Source organism: Streptomyces sp. NPDC026522 (assembly GCF_055567555.1).
Map to the genome: position 1 here is coordinate 512239 of NZ_JBVHQF010000002.1, position 18572 is coordinate 530810.

The following is an 18572-nucleotide window of genomic DNA, read 5'->3' on the forward strand; positions in this document are numbered from 1 at the left end:
TACCGGCGGGGGCCCCGCTCCGGCTGCGGCCCGCCATGGGGCGCCTCGGCCGGCCCGGTGATGCCCGTCGGAGCGCCGAGGAGCTCCGGTGGTGCCGGCCCCCGCCCCTGGGGGCGGCCGGACCGCCGTGACGGTGCACGTTCCCTGCCCCGGGCCCCCGCGGGGCATGGCGGGTAGCCGGAGCGGCGGGGTGGGCCGTTCCGTGGGCTCGCCCGTCGGCCGGGGCTGCCCCACAGTCGCCCGGCCGGCCGCTACGGGATGACCCGCACGTCCGGCCGTCTCGGGGCAGTGCCCTCAAAGCGTCGCAGCGGCCGACCGGACCACGCCCGGCGCCGTCTGCCGGGGCCTGCGGGCCCGTGCGGGCCCGGTCGGGCGGACGGGCCACGCCCTAGCTAGTGCTGTGACCGGAAAGGCCCACCGGGTCGCGGCTCCCCCAGCGGCAGCGGGGGGAACCGCGACCCGGCAAGCCTTGCCGGGTCGCAGCACTAGATGGCTTCCTTGCGGGTCAGGAAGTTGAACGACAGCCAGCCCGGCAGGACCGGCAGCCAGAAGGTCATCAGGCGGAACAGGAGCACCGCCGAGATCGCGACCTCCTTCTCCAGGCCCGCCGCGATCAGGCCCAGGGTCAGCGTGGTCTCCACCGCGCCGATACCGCCCGGCGTCGGCGCCGCCGAACCCAGGGCGTTGCCCGCCAGGAAGACCACCGCGATGCTCGCGTAGCTGATGGCCTGGCCGCCGCCGAACGCGCGGATCGACGCGTCCAGGCACATCACGAAGCACGCCGTCAGCAGCAGCATCCCGCCGATCCCGGTCATCAGCTTCTGCGGCCGCTGCAGCACGTCCAGCATGCGCGGCACGACCCCGGCGAACAGCGCCCGTACCCGCGTCGCGACGAACTTCCGCAGCAGCGGGACCGCCGTCACCACCAGCACCAGTACCGCCACCGTCAGCAGACCCGCGATGACCGTCCTGGACGGGGTCATCTCCGGGGTCTTCTCCGTCCCCGTCAGGTAGCCGAAGGACAGCAGCAGCAGGATGTGGCTGGCCAGCCCGAACAGCTGCGACGCGCCCACGCTCGCCACCGCCAGCCCGGGCCGGACCCCCGCCCGCTGGAGGAACCGGGTGTTCAGCGCGACGCCGCCGACCGCCGCCGGGGCCACGAGCTTCACGAACGACCCGGCCACCTGCGCCACGACCGTCCGCAGGAACGACACGCGCTCGGGTACGAACCCCAGCAGGCTCATCGCCGCCGCGAAGTAGCTCAGCGCCGAGAAGGCCAGCGCCGCCCCCACCCAGCCCCACTGCGCCTGCGCGACGATGGTCGCGAAGTCCACGTGGGCCAGCTGCGTGAGCAGGAAGTACGCACCGAACGCACCCGCGATGAACGAGACCAGCGTGCGCGGCCGGATCCGCTCCAGCCGGGCCGGCTCCACCGGCGCCTGCGGGCGGATCAGCAGCACCTGCCGGCGGATCTGGCTCAGCAGGTCCTCCTCGCGGGCCTCGTCGAGCGCGTCGTCCAGCGCCCGCTTCTCCGCCTTGCGGTCGGCGGCCGGGCTCGAGGCGGAGTCCGCCTCGCGCGCGGCCTTCGCCGCCCGCGAGGACTCCAGTACCGCCTCCCGCTCCCGGTCGGCCCGCTCCCGCGCCAGCTTGCGCAGCGTCGCCCGGGTGGAGCGGCTCAGCGCGATCGGCTGGAGCAGCGGCAGGCAGTCCGCGACCGCGTCGGGGCCGAGCACCGACACCGCCGAGGCCACCGACCGCTCCGCGCCGACCCGCAGGCCGAGCGTGGTCAGCAGCTGCGCGATGTCCATCCGCAGGACCAGGTCCCCGGCCGCGATCTCGCCGCCCCGCAGGTCGGTGAGGATGACGTTGCCGGAACGATCCACCACCAGGGCGTCCCCGGTGAGCCGGCGGTGCGCGATCCGCCGCGACTGCAGCGCCCGTACCTGCTCCCACGCGTTCCGGGTCAGCTCGTCGGTGATCTCCTCGTCCGCCAGGGAGTCCAGCGTCCGGCCGCCCAGGTGCTCGTAGACGAGCATCACGGCGTCCGGCCCGAGTTCCGAGGTGGCGATCAGCTTCGGCGCGTTGGCTCCGGCCGCGATGGCGGCGTACGCGAGGAGGGCCTCCTGCTCCAGTGCCTGGCGCAGCGACTGCAGGCTGCGCCGGGTGGTGATGCCGCGCAGGGTGAGCCGGCGCCAGACCCGGTAGAAGAAGCCCTGCGCCTGCTGCTCCCGGTCGACGACGGTCACGTCGAGCGGGGGTCCGTCCTCCAGCGTCACGTGGTAGCGGCGGCCCCGGTCGCTCACCTCGGAGGCCTCGGGGCCGTCCGGCGCCTCCGCGCGCATCGCGCTGACCGGCTGGAAGCCGACCCGGCGGAGCCCGGCGAGCAGGTGCTGCCCGGTCGGGCGGACGTTCGGGGAGCCGACCGCGTACAGCGTTCCGTACGCCACGCTCCAGCCGATCAGCACGGTCAGGATGATCGAGAAGGGCGTCGTGTAGCCGCTGACCAGCATCGCGAAGGCGTCGAGCAGCAGGACCACCCAGAGCGCGACCCGCCAGCGCGGGCGACGGGTCATCCCGACCGCGGTCATGTACGCGATGACGGGCGCGAGGTAGCCGTGCACCGGGTCGGTGAGGGCGCCGCCGACTCCGGTGGCGCGGGTGAGCGCGTCCTGGATCGTCGCGGGGGCGGCCTGGGAGACCCAGAGGTCGGTGGCGAGGGTGACGCCGTGCGCGAGGACCGCGGCGAGGACGCCGTCGGCGATGCGCAGCCCGTCGCGCTTGATCAGCCGTTCGATGGCGAAGGCGACCGGCACGAGCAGCACGGCGATGCTCGACACCAGACCGGCGACCTTGATCAGGACGTCGGGCGCCTGGCCGGTGCCGTTGGAGATGTCCTGTTCGAGGCCGGCGGTGGTGCCGTGGGCGAAGGCGGAGATGCCGAGCACGACGGCGATGCCGAGGACGCCGACGAGGAGCCGGACGAGGTCGGAGGGCCGGTGGACGCGGGCGGCGAGGAGCGGCTCGTCGATCTCGACGCGATCGGCGTCCGTCGGGGTGTGGCCGTGCGGGCGCTCGGGGCTGTCGAGGCCGTCGTCGGCGCCGCCGTCCTCGTCGTGGCCGTCGCCGGGGCCGCGCTCGTGGCCGTCGTTCGGGCCGCGCTCGTGGCCGTCGTCCACGTCATCCACGTCGTCCCCGTCGGGCCGCGGGCCGTGCTGCCGGCCCGGGCCCCGGCGGTCGTCGCGGGGCGTGTCTGGGCGTGCGCCGTCGTCCGACGTCGCGCCGTCCGGAGGGCTCACACCCTGCTCCTTCGCCGTCACTTCCGTCTCTTCTTGATCTCGTATCACCAGTCACCGCCCGGAAGATGGTGGCACGGACCGGCGTCCGCGCGGGGCAGCAGGGTGCGTGCCGGTGCGGAGGGAAACCCTCCGCGGAGTTGTCGGTGCGGTGCGGCACCATGGTCCGGATGAGCGCAGAACTGCCCGAGTACGCGGAGCGGGTGCTGGAGGTGGCCGAGCGGATTCCGCCCGGCCGGGTGATGACGTACGGGGACGTCGCGGAGTGGCTCGGCGTGGGCGGCCCACGCCAAGTCGGGCGCGTCATGGCCCTGTACGGCGCCGCCGTGCCCTGGTGGCGCGTGGTCCGCGCGGACGGCCGGCCGCTGCCCGGCAGCGAGCACCGGGCCCTGGAGCACTACCGCGCCGAGGGCACGCCGCTGCGCGAGACGGCCGTGGGCGGGCCCCGGCTGGCGATGCGGCGGGCGCGCTGGGACGGCCGGGACGGACGTGGCGGAGGCGACGAGGGTCACATCTGACAGCTTCCGCCATTCGGGGCCCGGGCGGGAGGTCGAAGGCCCGTACGGGGGACGAGACGCGGGGTCCGCGGGGCGACGTCCGGACCGCCCCGGGGCGTCCGGGACGACTGCGGCGGCCGGTGCGGGTGGCGTAGCGTTGCCTCTTCGGCCGTCCCGCCCGGGACGCCGGCCGAGGCGCGTGGGGCACCGCCCCGCGCGCCCGCCGTACCCGTAGCACCCGCAGACCCACCAGGACCGGCACCCCACGTGATCACCTCCCCCTCCGACCGCTCAGAGCGGCGTACGCGTGCCTCCGACGCGTACCGCCTGGTGCGCACCGGGCCGGAACGGGTGGCTACCCCTGTCCTGGACGCAGCGCAACGCGCGGTGGTTGAGCACACCCGCGGGCCGCTGCTGGTGCTGGCCGGGCCGGGCACCGGCAAGACCACCACGCTGATCGAGGCGGCGGCCGCGCGGGTCGAGGCGGGGACCGACCCGGCCCGCATCCTGATCCTGACCTTCAGCCGCAAGGCGGCCGTCGAACTGCGCGACCGGGCCGCCCTGCGGCTGGGCGGCGCCCGCGCCCCGCAGGCCACCACCTTCCACTCCTTCTGCTACGGCCTGGTCCGCGCCCACCAGGACACCGACCTCTTCGCGGACCCGTTGCGGCTGCTGTCCGGCCCGGAGCAGGACGTGATGGTCCGCACCCTGCTGGAGGGGCAGCGCCGGATCCGCTCCATCCGCTGGCCGGACGACCTGCGGGCCGCGCTGACCACCCGGGGGTTCGCCGACGAGGTCCGCGCGGTGCTGGCCCGCGCGCGCGAACTGGGGCTCGGTCCGGACGCCCTGTCGGACTTCGCCCGGCGAACCGGCCGGCCGGACTGGCAGGCGGCCGCCGCCTTCCTCTCGGAGTACCTGGACGTCCTGGACATGCAGGGCACCCTGGACTACGCGGAGCTGCTGCACCGGGCGGTGCTCCTCGCGGAGCGCACGCCGGCCCTGGCGTCCGCGTACGACGTGATCTACGTGGACGAGTACCAGGACACGGACGCCTCGCAGCTGCGGCTGCTGCGCGCGCTGAACGGGCCGGGCGGGACGCTGGTGGCCTTCGGCGACCCGGACCAGTCGATCTACGCGTTCCGGGGCGCCGACATCAACAACGTCCTCGACTTCGAGGGCTCATTCCCGGGGGCGGCGGTACGGGCCCTGACGGCGGGCCGCCGCTCGGGGTCGGTCCTGCTGGCCGCGACCCGGCTGCTCACGGCCCGCATGCCGGTACCGAGGCTGCCGGCGGCGGCGGTCCGGGCGCACCGGGCGCTGGAGCCGGTGCGGGAGGGCGGCCGCGTGGAGGTGTACACGTACCCGACGGCCGGGGCGGAGCTCGACAACATCGCCGACATCCTGCGGCGGGCCCACCTGGAGGACGGCGTGCCGTGGCGGGACATGGCCGTCCTGGTCCGCGCGGGCGGCCGCACGCTCCCGGCGATGCGGCGCGCGCTGATCTCGGCGGGGGTCCCGGCGGAGACGGACGGCACGGACACCCCCCTCCGCCACGAACCGGCCGTCGCCCCCCTCCTGACGGCCCTCCGCATCACAGCCACGGCCGCCACCCCCGCCCTACCGAACGCGCTCCCGGGCCCGGCCGCCGCCGAAGCGGCCGGCCCGGCAGGAGGGGCCGGTACGGGCCCGGCCGGGAGCACCGGCGGCTACGCCGTCCCGGCGGCGGCCGCCGACGAACCCGGCGCGGCCGGGCCGGCCGGGTCCGGGGGCCCGGACGGGGGCTCGGCCTCGGGTTCCGCCGGGTCCGACGCCGGCGGCCCGGCGCCCGTATCCGGTTCGGCTGCTGCCGCTGCCGGGGGCGTGCCCGGCCAGGCCGACGCCGGGGCGGTCGAGGGGGCCGGCCCGGCGCGGGCGGACGAGGGGTGGGTCGGGGTCGAGGCGGCCGTGGCGTTGCTCGGGTCGCCGCTCGGCGGGATGGACGCCGCCGATCTGCGCCGGCTCGGGCGGGCACTCCGGGACGAGGAGCGGGCCGCCGGGGTCACCGTGCCCGCGCCCTCCGACGTGCTGCTCGCCCGTGCCCTGGCCGAGCCCGAGCGGCTCGTCGCGCATGACCCCGGCTACGCCCGCGGCGCCCAGCGCCTCGGCCTGCTCCTGCGCAAGGCCCGCGAACTCCTCGAAGGCGGCGGCACCGCCGAGGAGGCCCTCTGGCTGCTCTGGGACGGCACCCCCTGGCCCCAGCGCCTGGAGCGCGCCGCCCGCCGCGGCGGCGCCGCCGGCCGCAACGCCGACCGCGACCTCGACGCCGTCTGCGCCCTCTTCGACACCGCCGCCCGCGCGGAGGAACGTACCGGCGGCCGCGGCGCCCTCAACTTCCTCGAACAGCTCGAAGCCGAGGACATCGCCGCCGACACCCTCACCCGCAAGGCCCACCGCCGCGACGCCGTCCGGCTGATGACCGCCCACCGCTCCAAGGGCCTCGAATGGGGCCTCGTCGTCGTCGCCGGGGTCCAGGAGGGACTCTGGCCCGACCTGCGCCGCCGCGGCTCCCTGCTGGAGGCCGACCGCATCGGCCGCGACGGCCTCGCCGAACCCCTCACCCCGGGCGCGCTCCTCGCCGAGGAGCGCCGCCTGTTCTACGTCGCCGCCACCCGCGCCCGCCACCGCCTCGTCGTCACCGCCGTCAAGGCTCCCGCCGAAGACGGCGACCAGCCCTCCCGCTTCCTCACCGAACTCGGCGTACCCGTCAAGGACGTCACCGGCCGCCCCCGCCGCCCCCTCTCCGTCCCCGCGCTCGTCGCGGAACTCCGCGCCACCACCGTCGACCCCGAGGCCTCCGAGGCGGTGCGCGACGCCGCCGCCCGCCGGCTGGCCCGGCTCGCCGCGCTCACCGACGACGAGGACCGCCCCCTGGTCCCCGCCGCGCACCCGCAGCGCTGGTGGGGGCTGTACGAGCCCACCCGCAGCAGCGTCCCGCTGCGCGACCGCGACCGGCCCGTCGCCCTCTCCGGCAGCGCCCTGGACCAGCTCGCCAACACCTGCTCCCTCCAGTGGTTCCTCGGTCGCGAGGTCAAGGCCGACGCCCCCGCCACCGCCGCCCAGGGCTTCGGCAACGTCGTCCACGTCCTCGCCGACGAAGTCGCCTCCGGCCGGACCCCCGCCGACCTCGCCGTCCTGATGGAACGCCTCGACTCCGTCTGGGACGCCCTCGCCTTCGACGCCCCCTGGAAGTCCCGCCAGGAGAAGGACAACGCCCGCGCCGCCCTCGAACGCTTCCTGCGCTGGCACGCCACCGACCGCGGGGGCCGGGCGGCCGTGGCCACCGAGCACGAATTCGACGTCACGCTCGAAGCCGGCGAGTTCGCCGTACGCATCCGGGGCTCCATGGACCGGGTCGAAGCGGACCCCCAGGGGCGGGCGTACGTCGTCGACTTCAAGACCGGCAAGGCCGCGCCCACCAAGGACGAGGTCGCACGCCACCCCCAGCTCGCCGTGTACCAGCTCGCGGTCCGCGAAGGCGCCGTCGACGAGGTCTTCGACGGCCGCCGCCCCGAACCCGGCGGCGCCGAACTCGTCCAGCTGCGCCAGGGCGCCGCCAAGCGCGACGGCGGCGACGAGGTGCCGAAGGTCCAGGCGCAGCAGCCCTTGTACGGCGAGGCCGGCGAATGGGCCGGTGACCTGCTCGCCACCGCCGCCGGCCGGGTCCTGGACGAGCGCTTCACGCCCACCACCGGGCAGCACTGCGACCACTGCTCCTTCCGCAGCGCGTGCAGCGCCCGCCCCGAGGGCCGCCACACCGTGGAGTGAGCCGCCCGGACACCGGGGCGGCGGGGACTGTCGGTGCGGGCCGCTAGCCTTTTCGGGTGTCCGCGCGTCCGGCCGGCCCACCGGCCCTCACCGATCCCGAGCAGCTCAAGGAGCTCCTCGGGATCCCCTTCACGCCGGAACAGCTGGCCTGTGCGACCGCCCCGCCCACCCCCCAGGTCATCGTCGCGGGAGCGGGCTCCGGCAAGACCACCGTCATGGCCGCCCGCGTCGTCTGGCTGGTGGGTACGGGAGCGGTCGCGCCCGACCAGGTCCTCGGCCTGACCTTCACCAACAAGGCCGCCGGCGAGCTCGCCGAGCGCGTGCGCAAGGCCCTCGCCCGCGCCGGCATCAGCGACCCGGACCCGGCCCCCGGCGACCTCCCCGCCGGGGACGGGAGCGGCGCGGCCGCCGGCGAACCCCGCATCTCCACCTACCACGCCTTCGCCGGGCAGCTCCTGAAGGACCACGGCCTGCGCATCGGGCTGGAGCCCAGCTCCCGGCTGCTCGCCGACGCCACCCGCTTCCAGCTCGCCGCCCGCGTGCTGCGCGAGGCCCCCGGCCCGTACCCGTCGCTGACGAAGTCCCTGCCCGACCTGGTCGGCGACCTGCTCGCGCTCGACGCCGAGCTGTCCGAGCACCTGGTGGACCCCGAGGAGCTGCGCGCGTACGACACCCGGCTCCTGGACGAACTCGCCGGCACCAAGCTGACCAACGAGGACCTGCGCAAGGTCCCCGAGGCGGTCCGCGGCCGGCTCGAACTGCTGGAGCTGACCGAGCGCTACCGCGCCGCCAAACGCTCCCGCGACCTGCTCGACTTCAGCGACCAGATAGCCCTCTCCGCACGGCTCGCCACCACCCGGCCCGAGGTGGGCGCGTTGCTGCGGGAGGAGTTCCGGGTCGTCCTGCTCGACGAGTACCAGGACACCTCCGTCGCGCAGCGGCTGCTGCTGTCCGGCCTGTTCGGCGCGGGCACCGGCCACGCCGTGACCGCCGTCGGCGACCCCTGCCAGGCGATCTACGGCTGGCGCGGCGCCTCCGTCGCCAACCTCGACGACTTCCCCGAGCACTTCCCGAACGCCGACGGCAGCCCGGCCACCCGGCATTCGCTCAGCGAGAACCGGCGCAGCGGCGGCCGACTGCTGGACCTGGCCAACGGCCTGGCCGCGCCCCTGCGCGCGATGCACGAGGGCGTCGAGGCGCTGCGGGCCGCGCCGGGGGAGGAGCGGGCCGGCTCGGTCCGCTGCGCCCTGCTGCCCACGCACGCCGAGGAGCTGGAGTGGCTCGGCGACTCCGTCGCGCACCTGGTCCGTACGGGGACGGCGCCGGGGGAGATCGCGGTGCTGTGCCGCTCCGCCGGGGACTTCGCGCGGATCCAGGCGGTCCTGGTGGAGCGCGAGGTGCCGGTCGAGGTGGTCGGGCTTTCCGGGCTGCTGCACCTGCCCGAGGTCGCCGACCTGGTCGCGGTGTGCGAGGTGCTCCAGGACCCGGGGGCCAACGCCCCGCTGGTGCGCCTGCTGACCGGCCCGCGCTGGCGGATCGGCGCCCGCGACCTGGCCCTGCTGGGGCGGCGGGCGCGGCAGCTCGTGACCGGCCGGCCGGCGGATGGTGCGGAGGCCGACCCGGACGCGCGCCTCGCGGCGGCCGTCGAGGGCGTGGACCCGGTGGAGGTCATCTCGCTGGCCGACGCGCTGGAGACGTTCCTGGACTCCGCCGGGGCCGTCGCCGGGGCGGACCTGCCCTTCTCGGCCGAGGCCCGGGTCCGCTTCGCGCACCTCGCTCAGGAGCTGCGTGACCTGCGGCGTTCGCTCGCCGATCCGCTGATGGACGTACTGCACCGGGTACTGGCGGTGACCGGGCTGGAGGTGGAGCTGTCCGCCTCCCCGCACGCCCTGGCCGCCCGGCGCCGCGAGACGCTGTCCGGGTTCCTGGACGTCGCGGCCGGTTTCGCCTCGCTGGACGGGGAGGCCTCGCTGCTGGCGTTCCTCGCCTTCTTGCGGACCGCCGCCCAGTACGAGAAGGGCCTGGACCACGCCCTGCCGGGCGGGGAGAACACGGTCAAGGTGCTGACGGCCCACAAGTCCAAGGGGCTGGAGTGGGACGTGGTGGCGGTACCCGGCCTGTGCGCGGGGTCCTTCCCGAAGGAGAAGCCGCCGGAGGCCTGGACCTCGTACGCGAAGGTGCTGCCGTACGCCCTGCGCGGCGACGCGTCGACGCTGCCGGGCGACCCGGCCTGGACCTCGGCGGGCCTGAAGTCCTTCAAGGCCGGGCTGAAGGAACACAAGGCGGTGGAGGAACTCCGGCTGGGGTACGTGACGTTCACGCGGCCGCGCTCCCTGCTGCTGGCGTCCGGCCACTGGTGGGGGCCGACGCAGAAGAAGCCGCGGGGGCCGTCGGCGTTCCTGGAGGCGCTGTACGCGCACTGCGAGGCGGGGCACGGGGAGATCGAGGCGTGGGCGCCGGAGCCGGAAGCGGAGGACGAAAACCCGGTCCTGGCCGACGCCGCGACGGCGGACCACGCCTGGCCGCTGCCGCTGGACCCGGCCTCCCTGGCGCTGCGCCGCCGCGCGGCGGCGCTGGTGGAGTCCCACCTGTCGGCGGCCCACCTCTGGCCGCCCCACTGCGAGGAACCGTCCTACGACGACCCCCCGTGGCCGGACCCGCACCCCTCCGCCACCCCCACGATCCCGACCCCCCGCCTCCCGGCCCGACCGGCCGACGGCTCTGAGCCGTGGCCCCCCACCGCCGCGCCCGCGGACGACCTCTGGCCGGAGGCGGACGGCTGGACCTCCCGGCCGGGTTCGGTCGTGTCCTCCGACCCTGTCGGGCCGCAGGCCGAGCCGGGGGCGGAGCCTGCCGGTGCTCCGCATGGCGCTGCGCCCGGGTCCGGCTCGGCGGTGCCTGCCGACGGTTCTGGGTCGCGGGCCCATGCTGCCGCGCCGGCCGAAGACCTGTGGCCGGAGGCCGAGGGCTGGACTCCGGGCCCCCGGACCGGCTCGGGCGTGCCCGCCGGCCACCTCGGGGCGCAGGCCCGATCCGTCGTACCCGCGGAAGACCTGTGGCCGGAGGCCGACGCCTGGGCTTCGCAGGCCGATGCGCCCCTCCCCGGCTCGGCCGTGGCTGCCGACGGGCCCGGGTCGCAGGCACCTCCGGCCGCTCCGGCCGACGCGGGGGCCTCGGCCCGCCGTTCCGGCTCGGCCGTGGCCGTCGGCCACCTCGGGCCGCAGGACCGCCCGGCCGGTGCGCCCGGGGCCGGCTTCGCCGTGGCCGCCGGTCACCTCAGGCCGCAGGCCCGCTCGGCAGAGGCCGCGGAGGGCCTGTGGGACGAGGCCGACGGGTGGGGGGCCGGGCCGGGGGGCGGGGGCGGTGGGTTGAGTGCCGAGGAGGCGCGGGTCGTTGCCTCGTGGGACCGGGACCTCGACGCCCTCGAAGGCGAGCTCCGCCGGGCCCGTACGGCCGTCCGGGACGTGGAGCTGCCCGCCTCCCTCTCCGCCAGCCAACTGCTGCGCCTCGCCGCCGACGAGCAGGGCTTCGCCCGCGAGCTCGCCCGGCCCATGCCCAAGCCGCCCCAGCCCGCCGCCCGCCAAGGCACCCGCTTCCACGCCTGGGTCGAGTCCCGCTTCGACGAGCTCCCGCTGCCCCTCCTCGACGTCCTGGACCCCGCCACCGAGCTCCCCGGCTTCGCCTCCGACCAGGACATCGCCGACGAGGCCGACCTCGACTCCCTCAAGGCCGCCTTCGAGCGCAGCGAGTACGCCGACCGCACCCCGTACCGGATGGAGGCCCCGGTCCAGCTCACCCTCGCCGGCCGCGTCGTCCGCGGCCGGATCGACGCCGTCTACAAGAACCCCGACGGCTCGTACGAGATCGTCGACTGGAAGACCGGCCGGACCACCGAGGCCGACCCCCTCCAGCTCGCCGTCTACCGGCTGGCCTGGGCCGAAGCCACCGCGACCCCCCTCGACCGGGTCTCCGCCGCGTTCCTCCACGTCCGCAGCGGCCGCGTGATCCGCCCCCGCGACCTGCCCGACCGGGCCCGCCTTGAGCGGATCCTCCAAGGCAAAACGGACACGCACAGCGACCCTCAGGCGGACGGTTAGGCTCGTGGCATGAGCGACACCCCGCCGGACAGCGTCGTCCGCACGTACATCGACACCCACCGCGCCGCCTTCCTCGCCGACCTCGCGGACTGGCTGCGCATCCCTTCCGTCTCGGCCCAGCCCGAGCACGCGGGCGATGTACGGCGCAGCGCCGAATGGCTCGCCGCCAAGCTCAAGGAGACCGGCTTCCCGGTCGCCGAGGTGCTCGAAACCCCCGGCGCCCCCGCCGTCTTCGCCGAGTGGCCGAGCGCCGACCCGGCCGCCCCCACCGTCCTCGTCTACGGGCACCACGACGTACAGCCCGCCGCCCGCGCGGACGGCTGGCACACCGACCCGTTCGAGCCGGTCGTCAAGGACGGCCGGATGTACGCGCGCGGCGCGGCCGACGACAAGGGCCAGGTTTTCTTCCACACCCTCGGCGTGCGCGCGCACCTCGCCGCGACCGGCGCCGACGCCCCCGCCGTGCACCTCAAGCTCCTCATCGAGGGCGAGGAGGAGTCCGGCTCCATCAACTTCCGCCACCTCGTCGAGCGCGAGGCCGACCGCCTGGCCGCCGATGTCGTCGTCGTCTCGGACACCGGCATGTGGTCCGAGACCACGCCCACCGTCTGCACCGGCATGCGCGGCGTCGCCGACTGCGAGATCGACCTGTACGGCCCCGACCAGGACATCCACTCCGGCGCTTTCGGCGGCGCCGTCCCGAACCCGGCGACCGCCGCCGCCCGCCTGGTCGCGGCGCTGCACGACGCCGACGGCCGGGTCACGATCCCCGGCTTCTACGACGGCGTCACCGAGCTCACCGACGCCGAACGCCGGCTGATCGCCGAACTGCCCTTCGACGAGGCCGAGTGGCTCCGTACGGCCAAGTCGCACGCCGCCGTCGGCGAGAAGGGCTACTCCACCCTGGAGCGCGTCTGGGCCCGCCCCACCGCCGAGGTCAACGGCATCGGCGGCGGCTACCAGGGCCCTGGCGGCAAGACCATCGTGCCCGCCTCCGCCCACGTGAAGCTGTCGTTCCGGCTGGTGTCCGGGCAGGACCCGTACGAGGTCGAGGCCGCCGTACGGGACTGGGTCGCGGCGCGCGTCCCCGACGGGGTCCGGCACTCCATCGTCTTCGGCGCCCCCACCCGGCCCTGCCTGACGCCGCTGGACCACCCGGCCCTGCAGTCCGTCGTGCGGGCCATGGGCCGCGCCTTCGGGCAGCCGGTCCGCTTCACCCGCGAGGGCGGCTCCGGTCCCGCCGCCGACCTCCAGGACGTCCTGGGTGCCCCGGTCCTCTTCCTCGGCATCTCCGTCCCGTCGGACGGCTGGCACGCGCCGAACGAGAAGGTCGAGCTGGACCTGCTCCTCAAGGGCGTGGAGACGGCCGCCTACCTGTGGGGGGACCTCGCCGCCCACTGGAAGCCCTGAGGACCGGAGCACCAGCACCCGAAGCCACGTCCGCCGCCTGCCTAGTCCGCCTGTCCACCACCGGGGGAGTTGGAAGTACCTGTGAGTACCCGTACCGAGCGCCCGCTCTCGCTCGCCGCGCCCAGCGGCATCGACCGCGCCGCGCACCACCGCCTCGACGAGGCCTGGCTCGCCGCCGCCTGGAGCCACCCGACGACCCGCGTCTTCGTCGTCTCCGGCGGCCAGGTCCTGATCGACGACACCCCCGACGGCGGCACCGGCATCGTGATGACCCCCGCCTTCGAGGCCCCGGTCACCCAGACGCACCGCTACTTCCTGGGCACCGACGAGGACGGCGTACGGTACTTCGCGCTGCAGAAGGACGCCCTGCCGGGCCGGATGGACCAGTCGGCGCGCGCCGCCGGGCTGCGGGAGGCGGGCCTGCTGCTGTCGCCGCGCGACGCCGGGCTGATGGTGCACGCGGTGGCGCTGGAGAACTGGCAGCGGATGCACCGTTTCTGCTCCCGCTGCGGCGAGCGCACGGTCGTCGCAGCCGCCGGGCACATCCGGCGCTGCCCCGGCTGTGGGGCCGAGCACTACCCGCGCACCGACCCGGCCGTGATCATGCTGGTCACCGACGAGCACGACCGCGCCCTGCTGGGCCGCCAGGTGCACTGGCCGGAGGGCCGCTTCTCGACGCTGGCCGGGTTCGTTGAGCCGGGCGAGTCCATCGAGCAGTCGGTGATCCGCGAGGTGTGGGAGGAGGCGGGTGTCAAGGTCGGCGAGGTCGAGTACGTCGCCAGCCAGCCCTGGCCGTTCCCGTACAGCCTGATGCTCGGCTTCACCGCCCGCGCCGTCACCTCGGAGATCACGGTCGACGGCGAGGAGATCCAGGAGGCCCGCTGGTTCTCCCGGGAGGACCTGCGCGAGGCGATCGAGTCGGGCGAGGTGCTCCCGCCGTCGGGGATCTCCATCGCGGCCCGGCTGGTCGAGCTCTGGTACGGCGAGCCGCTGCCGCGGCCCGCGGGCTGACCGCCCGCCCTGCCGTACCCGGCCCGTAACGTTGGTCACACCGGAAGGCCCCCGCCGCGGCGGGGGCCTTCCGGTGTGCGGCGTGCTGGCCGTCAGACGGCGAGGGCCTGCTTGACCTGGGCCAGGCTCGGGTTCGTCATGACCGACTCGTTGCCCGCGGGGGACTTCACGAGCACCGTCGGAACCGTCTGGTTGCCACCGTTCGCCTGCTCCACGAACGCCGCGGACGCCGGGTCGAGCTCGATGTTGATCTCGTTGTACGCAATGCCTTCCCGGTCCAGCTGGCTCTTCAGCCGACGGCAGTAGCCGCACCAGGTCGTGCTGTACATCGTGACGGAACCCGTGTCCTGCATGCTGCGCTCTCCTTCGTGAGGCTCGGTGGTCCGAGTACTCGAACGTACGCCACGGCCGCCCCATTCCCGGACGGGCGGCCTCCCCGCGCTCGTATCCGCGCCCGCCGGTGATAAGTACGACGGATACCGGCGGCCTGTGGACGACATTCCCGCCCGGCACACCGGACCTGGCAGCATGGCGGGGTGACAGCAGCAACGCACTCCTCATCCTTCCCGTCCGGCGCCGACTCGGCCGACGCGGTGCTCCAGGGCCTCGACCCCGAGCAGCGCGAGGTCGCGACGACCCTGCGCGGGCCGGTGTGCGTGCTCGCGGGCGCCGGTACGGGCAAGACCCGGGCCATCACCCACCGCATCGCCTACGGCGTCGCCTCGGGCCAGCTGATGCCCGCCAGCGTGCTGGCCGTCACCTTCACCAACCGCGCGGCGGGCGAGATGCGCGGCCGGCTGCGCGGCCTGGGCGCGGGCGGCGTCCAGGCCCGGACGTTCCACGCCGCGGCGCTGCGCCAGCTCCAGTACTTCTGGCCCCGCGCCATCGGTGGCGAGGTGCCCCGGCTGCTGGAGCGCAAGATCCAGTTCGTGGCCGAGGCCGGCTCGCGCTGCCGCATCCGCCTCGACCGCAACGAGCTGCGCGACGTCACCGGTGAGATCGAGTGGGCCAAGGTCACCCAGACCGTCCCCGCCGACTACCCGGCGGCCGCCCTCAAGGCCGGCCGCGAGGCGCCCCGGGACATGGCGGAGATCGCCCAGATCTACGGCACGTACGAGCAGCTCAAGCGCGACCGGAACATGATCGACTTCGAGGACGTGCTGCTCCTCACCGTCGGCATCCTCCAGGACCGCCACGACATCGCCGAGCAGATCCGCGCCCAGTACCAGCACTTCGTGGTGGACGAGTACCAGGACGTCAGCCCGCTCCAGCAGCGCCTGCTGGACCTGTGGCTCGGCGAGCGCGACAGCCTCTGCGTCGTCGGTGACGCCAGCCAGACGATCTACTCCTTCACCGGCGCCACCCCCGACCACCTGCTGAACTTCCGCACCAAATACCCGCAGGCCACCCTGGTCAAGCTGATCCGCGACTACCGCTCGACACCGCAGGTGGTCCACCTCGCCAACGGCCTGCTCAACCAGGCCAGGGGCCGGGCCGCCGAGCACCGGCTGGAGCTGGTGTCCCAGCGCGAGCCGGGCCCCGACCCGGTCTACGCCGAGTACCCGGACGAGCCCGCCGAGGCCGAGGGCGTCGCCGCCCGGATCCGTGACCTGATCGCCGCCGGGGTACCGGCCGGCGAGATCGCGGTCCTCTACCGCATCAACGCCCAGTCCGAGGTCTACGAGCAGGCCCTCGCCGACGCCGGGGTGCCCTACCAGCTGCGCGGCGCCGAGCGCTTCTTCGAACGGGCCGAGGTGCAAAAGGCGGTCCTCGCGCTGCGCGGCGCCGCCCGCTCCGGCGGCAACGACCCGCTGCTCGACGATGTCGTGGAGCTCGGTTCGCAGGTCCGGGCCGTGCTCAGCTCCACCGGCTGGACCAGCGAGCCGCCCGCCGGCTCCGGAGCCGTGCGCGACCAGTGGGAATCGGTGGCCGCGCTGATCCGCCTCGCCGAGGACTTCGCCCGCGGCCGCCCCGGCGCCACCCTGGCCGACCTCACCGTCGAGCTGGACGAACGCAAGGCCGCCCAGCACGCACCGACCGTGCAGGGCGTCACCCTCGCCTCGCTGCACGCCGCGAAGGGCCTGGAGTGGGACGCGGTGTTCCTGGTGGGCCTCACCGACGGCATGATGCCGATCACCTATGCCAAGACCGACGAGCAGGTCGAGGAGGAACGCCGGCTGCTGTACGTCGGCGTCACCCGGGCGCGGCTGCACCTGACGCTGTCCTGGGCGCTGTCCCGCGCCCCCGGCGGGCGGGCCTCCCGGCGCCCCAGCCGGTTCCTGAACGGCCTGCGGCCCGGCTCGGTGGCCCCGGGCGCCAAGGCGGGCGCGGCGGGCGAACGGGCGGCCCGCAAGCGCGGCCGCCGCGGCCCGGTGCTGTGCCGGGTCTGCGGCAAGACCCTGACCGAGGCGGGCGAACTCAAGCTGATGCGCTGCGAGGACTGCCCGTCCGACATGGACGAGGGCCTCTACGAGCGGCTGCGGGAGTGGCGTGCGGCCCAGGCGAAGGAGCAGGGCCTGCCGGCCTACTGCGTCTTCACCGACAAGACGCTGATGGCGATCGCGGAGGCCGGGCCGTCCGAGGAGGGAGAGCTCTCGATGATCTCCGGAGTCGGCGGCCGCAAGCTCGACCGGTACGGAGCGGACGTCCTGGCCATCTGCGCAGGCCAGGAGCCTGGTGACGAGGATCCTGACGACGCGTAGAAACTCGTCGGAAAAATAGTTTGCACATGCCCAGCGGATCCCCATAGGTTCTTAGCAACGGAAACGGTGGCTTCTCCGAAGCCCCTGATCCGTGCTGTACTTGGCTGTACTTATCCGAATACGCATTGGGACAGGCCCCCGGGCCGGGTCCCCGAGACGCCGAGAGGAGGCGAGACCAGTGACCAGCTTCATGACCTTCACCAAAATGACCGATCGCTCGGTCGCCGCTTCCTGCACGCTCGGCTCCTCCTCGCTCCTCCCGGTCCTGGGTACCGGTCTGTCCCGGATTCCCGCGGCCAGCCCTGTCCTGACGTCCGCGCCCTGCGCGCTGATCGCCGGCGTCCGGAATGAGCGACCGACCCAGGCACCGGTGGCAGTACTGGCTGGAGAAGCCCAGGCGCATGGCGCCTATGGCTCCGCGGCCGCGGCCGGTGCCGGATCCCAGACGAAGCAGACGAAGCAGCAGCACCACCTGATGTGGGCCTTCCGTGGGCTCGAACCCTGGAGTGATCCAGTCTGATCTCAAGATCAGACCGGCGCCTTCAGGGCCGCGGAACCCCACCCGGGATCCGCGGCCCTTCTGTTTGTCCCCGAACGGGGACTGCGGAGCGAAGGGGCCTCGGGACTGGCAAGAACAGGTACCAGCCGACCCCGGCCGAACCCGGCCGGAACGACTAGTCAACAAAGACGAGGAAGAAACCACCGTGCAACTCGAAGCGCACGCCCCGTCCGTACCGCAGACCCAAACGATCTCCCCGCCCGCAGTCCCGGAGGACTCCACCTTGACTCCCCTCACCGCGCTGACCGCGCTCGACGACGCCATCGAGAACCTCGGCGTACCCGTCCCCTGCCGCACCTTCGACCCCGAGGTCTTCTTCGCCGAGTCCCCGGCCGACGTCGAGTACGCGAAGTCCCTCTGCGGCACCTGCCCCCTGGTCGAGGCCTGCCTCGCCGGGGCGAAGGAGCGCCGCGAGCCCTGGGGCGTCTGGGGCGGAGAGCTCTTCGTCCAGGGTGTGGTCGTCGCCCGGAAGCGGCCCCGCGGCCGCCCGCGCAAGAACCCGGTTGTCGCGGCATGACCGCCATCGGAACCATCGACCGCCCCCTGACGCACGACCCCTTGAAGCAGGCCCCCATGTCCCCCTTCGCCACCACGAGCGAGCAGCCGCACGGCTCCGCCACCGCAGACTTCATCACCGCAGGCGCGATCACCTCGCGTCAGAACAGGACCCGCGAAATGCAACTCATCCCAGAAGCCCTGGCTCGTGCCCATATGGACGACCGCATGCGTGAGGCCGACGTCGAGCGTCACGCCGTGCGCCTGGTCGCCGCCCGGCGCATGCAGCGTCGAGCCGAGCGCGTCTCGCTGCGCGCCCGGCGCGCGCTGGCCATGGCCGTCATGCACTGACGGCCCAGCAGGCACCACCTCCGGGGGGACCGGTCCGCACGGACCGGTCCCCCCGGGGCGTTGCGGACGCGCACCGCGCCCCGTCCGGGGATATCGTCGGCAGGTGGACCAGCCGACTCCCCGCCCCACCCCGCCGGGGCCCAAGGCCCAACCCCGTCGCGGGACCGTCTGCGCGCGCTGCGGTACCCGGTCGCCCGACGGCGCCCCGCCCACCTGGACCTGCTCGGTGGAGAACGGGACCCGCCAGTACTTCTGCGTCGCCTGCGCGCGCGCCAACCTCAGGGCGATCGAGGGCCGCCTCGACTCCTCCTGGTGGTGACCCGGCGCCCCGCGAGCCCGCCCGGGTCCCGGGC

Annotated in this window: 12 protein-coding genes; 10 read left to right on the plus strand and 2 right to left on the minus strand. The window is 74.7% G+C overall.

The features are described 5' to 3' along the window. Positions 1-485: 485 nt before the first annotated feature. The gene (locus tag ACZ4M3_RS06975; RefSeq protein ID WP_467730574.1) at positions 486-3296 is read right to left on the minus strand and encodes a lysylphosphatidylglycerol synthase transmembrane domain-containing protein; all 2811 of its coding nucleotides are present in this window, start codon (positions 3294-3296) and stop codon (positions 486-488) included. 167 nt (positions 3297-3463) lie between these two features. Between ACZ4M3_RS06975 and ACZ4M3_RS06980 the strand changes: the two genes are divergently transcribed. The 5 genes from ACZ4M3_RS06980 (at position 3464) to nudC (ending at position 14112) form a co-directional block, all read left to right on the plus strand. Beyond that, positions 3464-3811, plus strand: coding sequence for an MGMT family protein (locus ACZ4M3_RS06980; protein ID WP_467730575.1), 348 nt, complete (start codon positions 3464-3466; stop codon positions 3809-3811). 246 nt (positions 3812-4057) lie between these two features. Then, positions 4058-7594: an ATP-dependent helicase gene (locus ACZ4M3_RS06985; RefSeq protein WP_467730576.1), complete on the plus strand. Its 3537-nt coding sequence runs from the start codon at positions 4058-4060 to the stop codon at positions 7592-7594. 56 nt (positions 7595-7650) lie between these two features. Then, on the plus strand, positions 7651-11691 hold the full coding sequence (locus tag ACZ4M3_RS06990; protein WP_467730577.1) for a UvrD-helicase domain-containing protein: 4041 nt from the start codon (positions 7651-7653) through the stop codon (positions 11689-11691). A gap of 9 nt (positions 11692-11700) precedes the next feature. Next, complete coding sequence (locus tag ACZ4M3_RS06995) at positions 11701-13101, plus strand: dipeptidase (protein ID WP_467730578.1); 1401 nt, start codon at positions 11701-11703, stop codon at positions 13099-13101. A gap of 69 nt (positions 13102-13170) precedes the next feature. Next, the gene (nudC, locus tag ACZ4M3_RS07000; RefSeq protein ID WP_467730579.1) at positions 13171-14112 is read left to right on the plus strand and encodes an NAD(+) diphosphatase; all 942 of its coding nucleotides are present in this window, start codon (positions 13171-13173) and stop codon (positions 14110-14112) included. A gap of 92 nt (positions 14113-14204) precedes the next feature. Here the strand turns inward: nudC and ACZ4M3_RS07005 are convergent, their stop codons facing one another. Then, positions 14205-14465, minus strand: a complete 261-nt coding sequence (locus tag ACZ4M3_RS07005) for a mycoredoxin (protein WP_453357011.1) — start codon at positions 14463-14465, stop codon at positions 14205-14207. 183 nt (positions 14466-14648) lie between these two features. On the opposite strand from ACZ4M3_RS07005, the gene ACZ4M3_RS07010 reads away from it, so the two are divergent. From ACZ4M3_RS07010 to ACZ4M3_RS07030, 5 genes are all read left to right on the plus strand, one after another. After that, entirely contained in the window at positions 14649-16814 is a 2166-nt protein-coding gene (locus ACZ4M3_RS07010) for an ATP-dependent DNA helicase UvrD2 (RefSeq protein ID WP_467730580.1), read from the plus strand. A gap of 178 nt (positions 16815-16992) precedes the next feature. Continuing rightward, entirely contained in the window at positions 16993-17334 is a 342-nt protein-coding gene (locus ACZ4M3_RS07015; protein ID WP_467730581.1) for a hypothetical protein, read from the plus strand. Positions 17335-17518: 184 nt separating this feature from the next. Further along, positions 17519-17890 (plus strand): WhiB family transcriptional regulator, encoded by a 372-nt coding sequence (locus tag ACZ4M3_RS07020; protein WP_053676354.1) that lies wholly within the window; start codon positions 17519-17521, stop codon positions 17888-17890. Then, positions 17887-18219: a hypothetical protein gene (locus ACZ4M3_RS07025; protein WP_467730582.1), complete on the plus strand. Its 333-nt coding sequence runs from the start codon at positions 17887-17889 to the stop codon at positions 18217-18219. Before ACZ4M3_RS07020 ends, ACZ4M3_RS07025 begins: the two co-directional genes overlap by 4 nt. Before the next feature lie 103 nt (positions 18220-18322). Continuing rightward, positions 18323-18538: a hypothetical protein gene (locus ACZ4M3_RS07030; protein ID WP_467730583.1), complete on the plus strand. Its 216-nt coding sequence runs from the start codon at positions 18323-18325 to the stop codon at positions 18536-18538. Positions 18539-18572: the final 34 nt, after the last annotated feature.

Bases quoted from the DNA above. Each gene is read 5' to 3' on its own strand.
- ACZ4M3_RS06980 (WP_467730575.1), top strand. From the start codon at position 3,464: ATGAGCGCAGAACTGCCCGAGTACGCGGAGCGGGTGCTGGAGGTGGCC.
- ACZ4M3_RS07025 (WP_467730582.1), top strand. From the start codon at position 17,887: ATGACCGCCATCGGAACCATCGACCGCCCCCTGACGCACGACCCCTTG.
- ACZ4M3_RS07005 (WP_453357011.1), bottom strand. From the start codon at position 14,465: ATGCAGGACACGGGTTCCGTCACGATGTACAGCACGACCTGGTGCGGC.
- ACZ4M3_RS06995 (WP_467730578.1), top strand. From the start codon at position 11,701: ATGAGCGACACCCCGCCGGACAGCGTCGTCCGCACGTACATCGACACC.